Source organism: Mycolicibacterium sp. MU0053 (genome assembly GCF_963378095.1).
In the GTDB taxonomy this organism is placed as follows: domain Bacteria; phylum Actinomycetota; class Actinomycetes; order Mycobacteriales; family Mycobacteriaceae; genus Mycobacterium; species Mycobacterium burgundiense.
Genome location: NZ_OY726397.1, coordinates 1,203,855 through 1,216,861, shown reverse-complemented (window position 1 = coordinate 1,216,861; position 13,007 = coordinate 1,203,855). Strand labels below are relative to the sequence as shown.

Annotated in this window: 11 protein-coding genes and 1 pseudogene; 8 read left to right on the top strand and 4 right to left on the bottom strand. The window is 67.8% G+C overall.

Annotated features, from left to right (window positions below; translation table 11 throughout):
* The first annotated feature begins 62 nt into the window (after positions 1–62).
* The 6 genes and pseudogenes from RCP80_RS05775 to RCP80_RS05750 all read left to right on the top strand — a co-directional run bounded on the left by RCP80_RS05775 (position 63) and on the right by RCP80_RS05750 (position 5,400).
* Positions 63–728 carry an O-methyltransferase gene (locus RCP80_RS05775; RefSeq protein WP_308481425.1) on the top strand — a complete coding sequence of 222 codons (666 nt, stop codon included), beginning with the start codon at positions 63–65 and terminating at the stop codon, positions 726–728.
* A gap of 78 nt (positions 729–806) precedes the next feature.
* Positions 807–1,475, top strand: coding sequence for a TetR/AcrR family transcriptional regulator (locus RCP80_RS05770; protein WP_308481424.1), 669 nt, complete (start codon positions 807–809; stop codon positions 1,473–1,475).
* Positions 1,472–2,377, top strand: coding sequence for an ABC transporter ATP-binding protein (locus RCP80_RS05765; protein ID WP_308481423.1), 906 nt, complete (start codon positions 1,472–1,474; stop codon positions 2,375–2,377). The genes RCP80_RS05770 and RCP80_RS05765 overlap by 4 nt, the downstream gene beginning before the upstream one ends.
* Positions 2,374–4,008, top strand: a complete 1,635-nt coding sequence (locus tag RCP80_RS05760; protein WP_308481422.1) for an ABC transporter permease — start codon at positions 2,374–2,376, stop codon at positions 4,006–4,008. The genes RCP80_RS05765 and RCP80_RS05760 overlap by 4 nt, the downstream gene beginning before the upstream one ends.
* Before the next feature lie 9 nt (positions 4,009–4,017).
* Positions 4,018–4,684 (top strand): annotated as a pseudogene (locus RCP80_RS05755) (methyltransferase family protein).
* A gap of 41 nt (positions 4,685–4,725) precedes the next feature.
* Entirely contained in the window at positions 4,726–5,400 is a 675-nt protein-coding gene (locus RCP80_RS05750; RefSeq protein WP_308482716.1) for a methyltransferase family protein, read from the top strand.
* Positions 5,401–5,460: 60 nt separating this feature from the next.
* Here RCP80_RS05750 and RCP80_RS05745 read toward each other — a convergent pair whose 3' ends face one another.
* From RCP80_RS05745 to RCP80_RS05735, 3 genes are read right to left on the bottom strand one after another with little or no spacing between them, the layout of a single operon-like run.
* Positions 5,461–7,419 (bottom strand): thiamine pyrophosphate-dependent enzyme, encoded by a 1,959-nt coding sequence (locus RCP80_RS05745; RefSeq protein ID WP_308481421.1) that lies wholly within the window; start codon positions 7,417–7,419, stop codon positions 5,461–5,463.
* Entirely contained in the window at positions 7,416–9,047 is a 1,632-nt protein-coding gene (locus tag RCP80_RS05740; RefSeq protein ID WP_308481420.1) for a glutamate synthase-related protein, read from the bottom strand. Before RCP80_RS05740 ends, RCP80_RS05745 begins: the two co-directional genes overlap by 4 nt.
* 15 nt (positions 9,048–9,062) lie before the next feature.
* Entirely contained in the window at positions 9,063–9,494 is a 432-nt protein-coding gene (locus RCP80_RS05735; protein WP_373693506.1) for a MarR family winged helix-turn-helix transcriptional regulator, read from the bottom strand.
* A gap of 330 nt (positions 9,495–9,824) precedes the next feature.
* On the opposite strand from RCP80_RS05735, the gene RCP80_RS05730 reads away from it, so the two are divergent.
* Complete coding sequence (locus tag RCP80_RS05730; protein ID WP_308481418.1) at positions 9,825–10,421, top strand: DUF4126 domain-containing protein; 597 nt, start codon at positions 9,825–9,827, stop codon at positions 10,419–10,421.
* A 71-nt stretch (positions 10,422–10,492) separates the two neighbouring features.
* Here the strand turns inward: RCP80_RS05730 and glgC are convergent, their stop codons facing one another.
* Positions 10,493–11,707, bottom strand: a complete 1,215-nt coding sequence (gene glgC, locus RCP80_RS05725; RefSeq protein WP_308481417.1) for a glucose-1-phosphate adenylyltransferase — start codon at positions 11,705–11,707, stop codon at positions 10,493–10,495.
* Positions 11,708–11,839: 132 nt separating this feature from the next.
* Here glgC and glgA point away from each other — a divergent pair, with 132 nt between their 5' ends.
* On the top strand, positions 11,840–13,000 hold the full coding sequence (gene glgA, locus RCP80_RS05720) for a glycogen synthase (RefSeq protein ID WP_308482715.1): 1,161 nt from the start codon (positions 11,840–11,842) through the stop codon (positions 12,998–13,000).
* Positions 13,001–13,007: the final 7 nt, after the last annotated feature.

The window sequence follows — 13,007 nt, the reverse complement described above, 5'->3', positions numbered from 1 at the left end:
GGCAGCGCCGCAACCGGGCGCGCCTGTTCCCCACCTCGGCGAATTCGCTCTACGCTGCGAGAATGGCCTCTGAAGACGAATCGAGCGGCGCGACGGCGCCCAGTCGCGCCGAGGCGATGCTGGCCCACGCCGAGGGCTCGATATCCGAGGATGCCGTGCTGGCCGCCACGCGCGAGCGCTCGGAGGACACCGGCAGCGGCGCGGTCACCCCGGCAGTTGGGGCGCTGCTGAGTCTGTTGGCGCGTCTGTCCGGCGGTAAAGCCGTGGTCGAGGTAGGCACCGGCGTCGGGGTCAGCGGCCTGTGGCTGTTGGCCGGTATGCGCGAGGCGGGCGTGCTGACCACCATCGACGTGGAACCGGAGCATCAGCGCCTGGCCAAGCAGGCGTTCGCCGACGGCGGGATCGGCCCGTCGCGAACCCGGCTGATCGGCGGCCGGGCCCAGGACGTGTTGACCCGGCTGGCCGACGAGTCCTATGACCTGGTGTTCATCGACGCCGATCCGCGTGATCAGCCCGAGTTCGTGGTCGAGGGGGTCCGGCTGCTGCGGTCCGGCGGCGTGATCGTGGTGCACCGCGCGGCGCTGGGCGGCCGGGCCGGCGATCCGGCTGCCAACGATGCGGAGGTCACGGCCGTGCGGGAGGCCGCCCGGTTGATCGCCGAGGACGAGCGGTTGACGCCGGTGTTGATCCCGCTGGGCGACGGCATCCTGGCCGCGGCCCGCGACTGAATTCCCGGCGAAGTTCTCGCCGCACGCTGTTGACGCCAGAGTTGACGCCAGACTGAACGCGCGTTTAGGCTATTAAATGTGCGTTCAACCGAGGATTTGACCACGACCGCACGGATCCGCGACGCGGCCATCGATCAGTTCGGCCAGCACGGGTTCGGGGTGAGCGTGCGGACCATCGCGACCGCCGCCGGCGTCAGCCCCGGCCTGGTGATCCATCACTTCGGTTCCAAGGACGGCCTGCGCAAGGCGTGTGACGACTACGTCGCCGCGGCCATCGCCGATGCCAAGACCGAATCGGTGCAATCCACCGATCCCGCCCAATGGTTCACCGCACTGGACGAAGTCGAATCCTTTGCACCGCACATGGCGTATCTGGCGCGCACCCTGCAGGGCGGCGGCGAACTGGCAAAGACGCTGTGGCGCAGGATGATCGACAACGCGGAGCAGTATCTGGCGGAGGGGGTGCGGGCCGGCACCATCAAGGGCAGCCGCGACCCGCGGGCCCGCGCACAGTATCTGGCGATCGCCGGCGGGGGCGGATTTCTGCTGTATCTGCAGATGCACGACACCCCACACGATCTGCGGGCGGTCCTGCGCGACTACACGCGCGACATGGTCGTGCCCGCGCTCGAGGTCTACACCCAAGGCGTGCTGGCCGACGCAACGATGTACGACGCCTTCGTCGCCCACCAACGGGCAGCCGAACCGGTGGCCGCCGCCAACCACGATGGATCGGATATTCCATGACAAACTCAGCGCGCACCATCGAAATCGAAGGCCTGTCGAAGAGTTTCGGGAAGACCAGGGCGATCGACGGACTCGACATGTCGGTCGCCCCGGGCGAGATCGCCGGCTTTCTCGGCCCGAACGGAGCGGGAAAGTCCACCACCATCCGGGTGCTCCTGGGCCTGCTGCGCAGTGACGCCGGGACCGTGCGGGTGCTCGGCGGCGACCCGTGGCGCGACGCCGTCGACCTGCATCGGCGGCTCGCCTACGTGCCCGGCGATGTGACGTTGTGGCCCAACCTGACCGGTATGCAGGCCATCGACTTTCTCATCGGCCTGCGCGGGGACTCCGACAGTGGCACCCGCCGTCGGGACGAGTTGATCGACCGATTCGAACTCGACCCGCACAAGAAGGCCCGCGCGTATTCGAAGGGCAATCGCCAGAAGGTGGCCATCGTGGCGGCGTTCAGCGTGCCGGCCGACCTGTACATCCTGGACGAGCCGACTTCCGGCCTGGACCCACTGATGGAAAAGGCCTTCCAGCGCTGCGTCCGAGAAGTTGCCGACGACGGCGCGGCGGTGCTGCTTTCCAGCCACATTCTGGCCGAGGTCGAAAAGCTCTGTGACACCGTCACGATCATCCGGTCCGGCCGAGCCGTGCGGTCGGGGACACTCGCCGAACTGCGCCACCTGATGCGTACCACGGTGACCGCCCGAACCCGCGGTGATGCCGCCGCATTGCGACAGTCCTCGGGTATCCACGAGCTCACCGTCACCGATGGCGTGCTCCGATTCAGCGTGGACCGCGCAGACCTCGATCACGCCATGGAACAGCTTGTCGGCCTGGGCATCACGGACCTGACGGTGACACCGGCCTCGCTCGAGGATCTGTTCCTGCGCGAATACCAGGGGACCGGCCGATGACCGCCACCGCGGCGGATCCGGACCGGGTTCGCACCGGGGTGCGCCGTCAGGCCCCCGCGGTCGGTGCCAGGCTCACCGGCACCCGGAGCCTGCTGTGGCTCGCGCTGCGCCGCGACCGCACCCGCCTCGCCATCTGGACCGCGACCCTGAGCCTGCTGGTGGTGTACTCGCCCGGAGCGTTGGAGTTGGCCTACCCCGATGAGGCCCAACGCATCGCGCGCATCGATCTGCTCAAGACGCCCGCGGCCATGATGCTGGGCGGGCCCATGTTCGGCATCAACGAGACCGACATGGGCGTCATGATGGCGACCGAGCTGACGCTGACCCTGATTGTCGCCACCTCGATCCTGGCGGTACTGACGGTGATCCGGCACACCCGCGCCCAGGAGGAAGCCGGGGCCGCCGAGCTGGTACTGGCCTCGGTCGTCGGGCGCGACGCGCGCACCGCCGCTGCGCTGCTGCTGGCGGCCGGGGTGAATCTGGTCCTCGCCGTGGTGATGACGACGGCGATGGCCGCGAGCGGCTTCGCCCCGGTGGACAGTGCCGCGATGGCGGTCGGCGTCACCGCGTGCGCGATGGTCTTCGCTGCGCTGGCGGCGGTAACCGCACAGCTGTGGCGGCAGTCGCGCACGGCGACCGGGGCCGCACTGGCGGTGCTGGCCCTTGCGGTGCTGGTGCGAGGCGTCGGCGATGTCATCGACAACTCCGGCAGCGCGCTGTCCTGGTTCTCCCCCATCGCCTGGGCGCAGCAGCTGCGTCCATTCGCGGACCTGCGGTGGTGGCCACTGGCCCTGTCGGTGGCGCTGACCGGCGCGCTCGCCGTCCTGGCGGCAGTGCTGCAGAACCGCCGCCAATACGATGCCGGCACCTTCGCGTCCACCGGCGAGCGTCCGAACGCCCGCCGCGTCAACGGGGTTCTCGGACTGCATCTGCGGTTGCAGCGCGGTCAGACCGTGGGCTGGGCGATCGGGCTGTTCCTGGCCGGGTTGTGCCTCGGCTCGCTGACCAACTCGATGCTTGAGGCGGCCGAGGGCAACGAGCTGATCACCCGGATGCTCGCGACCCAGGGCACCGACGGCGTCTACACCACGATGACCCAGTTCCTGGCCGCAGCAGCGGGCGCCTACACGGTGGCGGCCGTCCTGCGGCTCAGTTCCGATGAACGCAACGGGCTGGCCGAACCGGTGCTGGCCGGCGCGGTCTCGCGGTGGCGGTGGCTGCTGACCGCGGTCGTCTCGGCGGCACTGGGATCGACGGTGCTGATGTTCGCCGCCGGACTCGGCAACGGCCTGGGGGCCGCACTCACCCTCGGCGAGCCGGCCACCATCGTCCGGTTGACGCTGGCCGGACTGGCCTTCGTTCCCGCGCTGGTCGCGATGGCCGGTCTGGCCGCCCTGGCGGTGGCCCTGCGTCACACCTGGATCGGTTGGGCCGCAGTGACCTTCGTGATCGCGGCACTGTATCTCGGCGCGCTGCTGCGGTTGCCGCAGTGGCTCCTCGACCTGTCCCCGGTGGGCCGCGTCACCGCTCCCCTCGACGTCTCGGTCGTTGTCCTGTTGTCACTCACCGCAATCGGGGCCGGCCTGGCAGTACTCGCCGGATACCTCTACCGCAATCGGGACGCCACCTGAGGAACCACCATGAAGATTGCGCTGCAAACCGCCGCCTCCGCACTGATCGGGCTACTGCTCTTCGGTATGGCGCTGTTTTTGCCGGCCGGCACGTTCAACTACTGGCAGGCATGGGTTTTCATCGCGGTCTTCTTGGTCACCACCCTGGTTCCGAGCTGCTATCTTGCGGTTCGCGATCCCGCCGCACTGCAACGGCGGATGCGGGCCGGCCCTACCGCCGAGACCCGTCCGCTACAACGCGCCATCATGGTCGTGATCGTCGTATTGGTGGCAGCGATGCTGGTGGTCAGCGCATTCGATCATCGGTTCGGTTGGTCGTCGGTGTCGCTTGGGGTCAACGTGATCGGCACTGTGCTGGTGGCCGCCGGTCTCCTACTGGCCCAGCTCGTGGTAATCCAGAACAGTTACGCCGCCGCGACCATCACCGTCGAGCCGGGACAGCAACTGGTCACCACGGGTCTGTATGCGGTGGTGCGCCATCCGATGTATTCCGGCACGCTGATCATGATGTTCGGAACGCCGCCGGCGCTCGACTCCTACTGGGGTCTGGTCATCGTCGTTCCCGCATTGGCATTACTCGGCGTCCCGCATCCTCGACGAGGAGCGGATGCTCACCAACGCACTGGACGGCTACTCCGAGTACGTCCGTTATCGGTTGGTGCCCCGCGTCTGGTGAACGGGATTTGATCGAAACGTTCGAGTAGAAAGGCAACAACCATCAGCACCTATCTACGCGTGGCGGTGTACACCGTCCTCGGTTTCGTCCTGTTCGGCGTCCTCTTATTCTGGCCCGCAGGAACCTTCGACTACTGGCAAGCATGGGCCGTGTTGGCGATCATGCTGCTGCTGTCGATCCCCTACACCCTGTATCTGGCCATCAGGCGTCCTGACGTCCTGCAGCGTCGCCTCCGTTCCGGCCCAGTGGCAGAATCGCGCGGGACCCAGAAACTCGCGGTGGGACTGCTGCAAGTGTTCTTTCTGGCAATGATGGTGGTCAGCGCGTTCGACCACCGGTTCGGTTGGTCGCACGTACCGTTCTGGTTGTGCGTCGTCGGGATCGCGTTGACCGCGTTGGGTTACGGCCTGGCGATCCTGGTGGTCGTCCAGAATAGTTGGGCCGCAGCGACTATCGCCGTGGAAGCCGGTCAGGAGCTGGTGAGTACCGGCCTGTACGGGGTGGTGCGCCATCCGATGTACACCGGTGCGCTGATCATGTTGGCGGGCATGCCGCTGGGGCTCGGATCCTATTGGGGCCTGCTGCCCGGACTGATCGCCGCGGTCGCGCTGATCCTGCGCATCCTCGACGAGGAGAAGATGCTCGTCCAAGACCTGGCCGGCTATCCCGATTATCGGAGGCGGGTGCCGTACCGGTTGGTGCCCTACCTGTGGTGAACCGACGCCGGCCGCACCGCAACGCCGTTCGGGCCAACTACCGCGTCGCCCCGAGCTGCCTCAGCTCGACCGCGCGTCGGTGAGGATCTCGACCAGCGCCGGCCCGGGGTGGCTGAGCGCCGTTGCGATGGCGGTGTTCAACTCGGCGGGGCTGCTGACCTGTATCCCGTAGGCGCCGCAGTCTCGCGCATACGCGGCGAAGTCTGGATTGTGCAGCGAGGTCTGCCACACCTCGTACTCGGAACTGCGCTGTTCCTGGGTGATCTTGCCGAGTTCACCGTTATTGAGCAGGATGTGGGTGATGTTCATGTCGTACTTGACCGCCGTGGTGAAGTCGGCGAGGTACTGGCCGAAGCCACCGTCGCCGGTGACGGCGATGATGGGGCGGTCGGGGCCAGCGGCCCAGGCCCCCATCGCCGCCGGGAAGCCGAAGCCGATGGACCCGAGATAGCCCGACATCAGCACGGACTGTTGGTCTTTGGTCTCGAAGTAGCGCCCGAACGAGTAGGCATGGTTGCCCACGTCCACGGTGAGCACGGCGTTGGCCGGGACGAGGTGGCTGAGTTCGGCGAAGACCGTCGCTGCAGCGATCCGGTCGTCGGGGTGCTTGGCGGCGCGGCGGGCTTTCTCGGTGCGCCACACCGACCATCGGTCGGCGACTTCCGGGCCTTGGTCGACCAGATCCGGATGGGTGCGCAGCTGGTGCGTCAGGGCCGACGCCGTCACGCCCACGTCGCCGAGCACGGGCACCGCCACGGGGTTGAATCGGCCCAGCGCCAGCGGGTCGGTATCGACCTGGACGATGGGCTTGTACGGCGATATGCCGGTGTGATTCGAGAATGACGCGCCGAACACCACCAGCAGGTCGGCCTTGTTCATCATCCAGGACGCGACCGGGGTGCCCGAACGGCCCAGCGCCCCGCAGGCCAGCGGATGCTCGTCGCAGAGCTGGCCCTTGGCCTTGAAGGTGGTCAACACCGGCGCCCGCAGGCGCTCGGCGAACGCGACGATGGCCGCCATGTCGAACTTGGCGCCGGCTCCGACGATGATCACCGGGCGAGTCGCCGATGCGATGCGGTCGAGCGCTTGCTCCAGCGCCGCCGCGGGCGGTGCGACCCGCAGATCGGGCATCCGGCCCTCGGGGCCAGACGGCGGTTGATCCGGGTCCTCGATGATCTGCACTTCATCGGGCACCACAAGGTGGGCGACCCCGCGTTCGAGGATCGCGTGTTTGAGCGCCAGGGTCATCAGTTCGGCGTGTTCGGAGCCGGCGCGCACCATCTCGGAGTAGACCGCGACATCGGCGAACGCCGCCAGCAGGTCGATATCCTGAAACGCCCCTTTTCCGGCCACCGCGGAATCGACGTTGCCGGACAGTGCCAGCACCGGCGCGCGGTCGGCCTTGGCGTCATAGAGCCCGGTCAGCAGATTCGTCGAACCCGGCCCCGCGATACCGAAGCAGACCGCGGGGCGGCCGGTGAGTTTTCCGTAGGCCGCCGCCGCAAACGCCGCGGCCCCTTCATGACGGATGCCGAAATAGCGTAGCTTTCCAGCACTTTCGGCGCGGTGCAAGGCCTCGGCGATGCCGAGGTTGGAGTGACCGACCATCCCGAAAACCGTGTCGACGCCCCAGTTGGTCATGGTCTCGATCAAGACGTCGCTGACGGTGCGCGGCGCGGGCGCAGGTGCCGGGATGCCGACGTAGATTCCGTCGTCGCGCACTTGCACCGGGTAGGTTGCGACGTCGAAATCTGGTCCGCCGGCGGCTTGACCGGTGAACGGGTCGAAGTCGAAACCGTGCCACGGACAACGGATCTTGGCGTTCTCGAGGGTCCCCTGCCCCAGCGGTCCGCCTTGGTGCGGGCAGCGATTGTCGATGGCGCCGTAGCGGCCGTCCAGCTTGGTCACCGCCACCGTCTTGAGCCCGGCCGGGCACGCTGCGACCTGGCCCTCGTCGAGTTCGCCCGGGTCGGCGGCTTTGTGCCAGTCGAGTTCGTGGTCGTTGTCGACGATGCTCACAGCGGCGTCACTCCTGCGTAGGGGACTCCGCTGAGGTAGGCGAAGTCGCGGTCGAACGTCGTCAGGTCCTCGAGGGTGAAATCGGCGAGGCGCCGGTGTCCGCAGGCCCGCGCGAGCACCACCATCAGGTCCACCGCCGAACGCAGGTACCGGTCCAACCGTTCGGCGGCCTGTCGCACCGGCAGGCGAGCGCGCAGGCGCGGATCTTGGGTGGCGATGCCGACCGGGCAGGTGTTGGTGTGGCAGGCCCGCATGCCGACGCAGCCGATGGCCTGAATCGCGCTGTTGGCGATGCCGATCGCGTCGGCCCCCAGCCCCAGCGCTTTGACCATGTCCGCCGGTGTGCGGAGGCCACCGGTGATGGCCAGCGTGATCCGGCTTTGACTGCGGTCCAGGTGCCGGCGGGCCCGGGCCAACGCCGGGATGGTGGGTACCGAGATGTTGTCGCGGAAAATCGTGGGCGCGGAACCGGTTCCGCCGCCGCGGCCGTCGAGGATGATGTAGTCGACGCCGATCTCGAGGGCGGCGTCCAGGTCGCGCTCGATGTGTTGGGCACTGAGTTTGTAGCCGACCGGGATCCCGCCCGAGATGTCGCGGACCTGCGCGGCGAAGTCCTTGTACTCCGACAGGGAGGTCCAGTCCGGGAACCGGGCCGGCGAGATCGCCGCCGTGCCCGCGGCCAAACCCCGCACTTCGGCGATCTTTCCCACCACCTTGGTGCCGGGAAGATGTCCGCCGGTACCCGTTTTGGCGCCCTGGCCCCCTTTGAAATGAAACGCCTGGACCTTGTTCAGATGCTCAACGCTCCACCCGAACCGGCCGGAGGCAAGTTCGTAGAAGTACCTCGAATTCTGCTGCTGTTCTTCGGGAAGCATGCCGCCCTCCCCGGAACAGATCCCCGTCCCGGCGAGTTCGGCCCCGGCCGCCAGCGCAGTCTTGGCCTCCTCGGACAACGCACCGAAGCTCATATCGCTGACGAACACCGGAATGTCGAGCACCAGCGGGCGTCTGGCACCCGGTCCGATCACTGTCTCGGTGCTGACCGGTTCCTCATCGAGCAGCGGTAGCCGCGCCAGCTGCGCGGTGACCAGCTGGATCGAATCCCAGCACGGCAGCTCGGTGCGCGGCACGCCCATCGCCGCTGCGGGACCGTGCTTTCCGACCTTGCTCAGTCCGTGCGCGGCAAGCTCATGAATTCCGGTGTTGAACGGTTCTTCCGCCGTGTCGGCGGGCCTGGCCCACCGGCCCTGGTAACCGTCGTCATCGTGGGATTGCCCATTGGCCCGGGCGAACTCGGCGATCGCGGATTGGTCGACATAGACGGCCCCGTCCCGGACCCAGGCCGCAAACGTCGCCAACGCCACCGCGGGGTTGACCGGTGAGACACCGGTCTCGACGTCGTAACGCCAGCCATGCACGTCACAGACGACCACGTCGCCGTCTACGTGCCCATCCGCGAGCAGCGCACCACGGTGTGCACAACGGCCATACAACGCAGAGACATCCGCACCACGCCGGATGAGCACAAGGTCCACACCCGCGGTGTTGACCGCGAACGGAGCGTTATCGGGCAGCTCGGACAGGGCCACCACCCGCACGCCGGATCGCGATTCTGGCGCCGTGGTCATTGACTGCTCCTCGGGTTACTCACGGTCATGGGCGTCGAGCAGGTGGGCGCGGATCTCGGCATAGGTGTGCGTGAACAACCTGACATCACGGGGGCTGATCAGTTCGAAGACGTTGCGCCGCACCATCGCCACGTGCCCCGGCGCGGCCGACCGCAATTTTGCGAGCCCGGCTTCGGTGAGTTCCGCGAACAGGCCCCGGCCGTCGTCCGGACACGGGACCCGGCGCAGCCACCCGGCGTCCGCGAGCCTGTTCACCGCGCGAGTCACCCCGCTGCGTGTCGTCACCGCGGCCTCGGCGATCTCGCTCATACGCAACCGCCGCTGCGGCGCCTCCGACAGCAGTCCCAGCACCTCGTAGTCGGCGAATGAGATCCCGGCGTCGACCTCCAGCTGATGGTCCAATGCCCGCAACAGCAGCCGAGTGCTCTCGAGATAGGCACGCCACATCTGCTGTTCGGACTCGCTCAGCCATTCTGCCTCCGCCAACCATCACCCCCGGGTAGTTGCTACCGATACTAGTATAATAGGCGATCCTCCCAGACGGCGCCGTGAGCTTATCCCGTTCCAGGCCGTCTCGCAGACGTTTGACAGAATTCGGTACCCCCGACACTCTTCGCTCGCCCAGGAGCTAGTTGTGTTCTCAACTAATCCTGGTGCTCTAACACCCGGTCGCACCACCGTCCGGGCCGCCTCGGGGCGCCCCGCGGCGGCGCCGACCGGGCACGGCTGGGCCGCAAGCAGACGTGCCGCGCGGAACGTGACCGCATACTGACTTCCATGGAGCAGTTGCTGACGGGCCTGGGGCTGTCCACCGCGGCGGGACTCAACGCCTACATCCCCATGCTGATGCTCGGACTGCTGGCGCGCTTCACCGAGGTGGTCAGCCTGCCTTCGGGCTGGTCGTGGCTCGAGAACGGCTGGGTCCTGACCATCGTGGCCGTGCTGTTGGTGGTGGAGGTCATCGCCGACAAGGTGCCGGCGCTGGACTCGATCAACGACACCGTCCAGACGTTCGTGCGGCCCGCCTCCGGCGGCATCGTGTTCGGCTCCGGCACCGCCGCCGAGACTGCTGCGGTGGCCGATCCCGGCGGATGGGCCCAGTCCGGGCAGTGGGTCCCGGTGCTGATCGGTGTCGTTGTGGCGCTGACTGTTTCACTGACGAAGACGGCGGTACGGCCGGCCGCCAACGTCGCGACCGCGGGGGTGGCGGCGCCCGTGCTGTCGACCATCGAGGATGTCACCAGCATCGGGCTGGTCTTCATCGCGCTGCTGCTTCCGCTGCTGGTACTGGTGATCCTGGCAGCGTTGATCTGGTGCGGGTGGCGACTGTGGCGTCGGATTCGCTCCCGGCGCGAGCGTGCGCCGAATACGTGAATTCGGCGGCGTGTCGGCCGGGGACCCGCACGCTCGCGCCAGAAGGGCTCGCGCCAGAAGGGGAGGGGTGCCTAGATCCAGACGCCCTTGCCGACGGCGACAATGCCGCCGCCACTGATGCTGAACCGCTCGCGGTCCTTGGCCACGTCGACGCCCACCATCTCGCCGGGCCCGACCACCACGTTCTTGTCCAGGATCGCCTTGCGCACCACCGCGCCTCGGCCGACCCGCACGCCCGGCATCAGCACACTGCCCTCGACGATCGCACCGTCGTCGATCGCGACGTTGGAGGACAGCACCGAGTTGCGCACTGAGGCGGCCGAGATGATGCTGCCCGCACCCACGACCGACTCCTGGGCGGATCCGCCGTTGACGAATTTGGCCGGCGCCAGGTTTTCCGAGCCGCCGCGAATCGGCCAGCGCTTGTTGTAGAGGTTGAAGATCGGGTGCACCGACACCAGGTCCATGTGGGCGTCGTAGAACGCGTCCAGGGTCCCCACGTCCCGCCAGTAGCCATGGTCACGCTCGGTGGCGCCGGGCACCTCGTTGTTGCTGAAGTCGTAGACCGAGGCCATCCCGTCGTTGACGAGTCGCGGGATGATGTCCCCGCCCATGTCGTGGTCGGAATGGTCGTCCTCGGCGTCGGCCCGCAGCGCATCGATCAACACCTTGGTGGTGAAGATGTAGTTGCCCATCGACACGAACGCCTGGTCGGGATCGTCGGGGGTGCCCGGCGGGTCGGCAGGCTTCTCGATGAACTGCCGGATGCGTCCGGAATCGTCGGCGTCGATCACGCCGAACGCCGTGGCCTCGGCCCGCGGCACCCGGATGCCGGCTACCGTGGCGCCCGCGCCGCTTTCGATGTGCTGCTGCACCATCTGCTCGGGATCCATCCGGTACACGTGGTCGGCGCCGAAGATGACGATGTAGTCGGGGTCCTCGTCGTAGATCAGGTTCATCGACTGATAGATCGCGTCGGCCGAACCGGTGTACCACCGCGGCCCCAGCCGTTGCTGGGCCGGCACCGGGGTGATGTACTCCCCGGCCAGTCCGGACAGCCGCCAGTTCTGCGAGATGTGCCGGTCCAGCGAGTGCGACTTGTATTGCGTCAGAACACAGATGCGCAAGTAGCGGGCGTTGACCAGATTCGACAGCACGAAATCGATCAGCCGGTAGCCACCGCCGAAAGGAACGGCGGGCTTGGCCCGATCCGCGGTCAGCGGGTAGAGCCGCTTGCCCTCACCCCCGGCCAGGACGATGCCAAGCACATGTGGCGCTTCCCTCATGGGTCCAAACCTATCCGCACCGTCGTGTTGCGGCTAGACCAAACGCCGATGCACGCTCACCTGGTAGAAGAATTCGTCCCGAAGGGCCGGGCGGCGGTGCGGGTGGACGCGCGCGCTACTACGGTCGTGCGTATGCGGGTGGCGATGATGACTCGGGAGTATCCGCCGGAGGTCTATGGCGGCGCCGGGGTGCATGTGACCGAACTCGTCGCTCAGCTGCGACTGCTGTGCGACGTCGACGTGCACTGCATGGGGGTGCCGCGGGCCGAGGCCACGGTGGCCCAACCCGATCCGGCGCTGCACGACGCGAACCCGGCCCTGTCGACGCTGTCGGCCGATCTGGTGATGGCACACCACGCGGCCGGCGCCGCCGTCGTGCACTCGCACACCTGGTACACCGGCATGGCCGGCCACCTGGCGGCGCTGTTGCACGGCCTGCCGCATGTCGTCACGGCGCATTCGCTGGAGCCGTTGCGGCCATGGAAGGCCGAACAACTCGGCGGCGGTTACCGGGTCTCGTCGTGGGTGGAACGCACCGCGCTGGAGGCCGCCGCGGCGGTCATCGCGGTCAGCTCCAGGATGCGCGAGGACGTGCTGCGGGTGTACCCGGCGCTGGATCCCGCGCGTGTGCACGTGGTCCGAAACGGCATCGACACCGATGTCTGGCATCCGACCGTCCCGGCCGAGGCCTCGGTGCTGATCGAATTGGGCGTGGACCTGTCCCGACCGGTGGTGGCGTTCGTCGGACGCATCACCCGGCAAAAGGGCGTCGCGCACCTGATCGCCGCGGCCCACCAGTTCGCGCCCGAGGTGCAGTTGGTGTTGTGCGCGGGCGCCCCGGACACCCCCGAGATCGCCGCCGAGGTGACGGCCGCGGTGCAGGAGCTTGCGGCCGTCCGCTCCGGCGTGTTCTGGGTGCGGGAAATGCTGCCGATCGCCGACATCCGCGACATTCTCTCCGCGGCAGCCGTATTCGTGTGCTCGTCGGTGTACGAGCCGCTCGGCATCGTCAACCTCGAAGCGCTGGCGTGCGCCACCCCGGTGGTCGCCTCCGACGTCGGCGGCATCCCGGAGGTCGTCGACGACGGGAGCACCGGAGTCCTGGTGCACTACGACCCCGAGGATCCGCGCGCTTTCGAGTCCGGGCTGGCGGCCGCGGTGAACGGATTGGTCGCCGACCCGGACCGGGCCGCGGCCTACGGTCGGGCCGGCCGGCGGCGTTGCATCGACGAATTCTCCTGGGCGCGTGTTGCCGAGCAAACGCTGGAGATCTACCGCAAGGTGTCGAGTTAGCCGCCGG

Excerpts from the sequence above, each read along its gene's own strand:
- RCP80_RS05730 (WP_308481418.1), top strand. The coding sequence starts at position 9,825 with ATGGAGCAGTTGCTGACGGGCCTGGGGCTGTCCACCGCGGCGGGACTC.
- RCP80_RS05740 (WP_308481420.1), bottom strand. The coding sequence starts at position 9,047 with ATGACCACGGCGCCAGAATCGCGATCCGGCGTGCGGGTGGTGGCCCTG.
- RCP80_RS05765 (WP_308481423.1), top strand. The coding sequence starts at position 1,472 with ATGACAAACTCAGCGCGCACCATCGAAATCGAAGGCCTGTCGAAGAGT.
- glgA (WP_308482715.1), top strand. The coding sequence starts at position 11,840 with ATGCGGGTGGCGATGATGACTCGGGAGTATCCGCCGGAGGTCTATGGC.
- RCP80_RS05775 (WP_308481425.1), top strand. The coding sequence starts at position 63 with ATGGCCTCTGAAGACGAATCGAGCGGCGCGACGGCGCCCAGTCGCGCC.
- RCP80_RS05735 (WP_373693506.1), bottom strand. The coding sequence starts at position 9,494 with ATGTGGCGTGCCTATCTCGAGAGCACTCGGCTGCTGTTGCGGGCATTG.
- glgC (WP_308481417.1), bottom strand. The coding sequence starts at position 11,707 with ATGAGGGAAGCGCCACATGTGCTTGGCATCGTCCTGGCCGGGGGTGAG.
- RCP80_RS05760 (WP_308481422.1), top strand. The coding sequence starts at position 2,374 with ATGACCGCCACCGCGGCGGATCCGGACCGGGTTCGCACCGGGGTGCGC.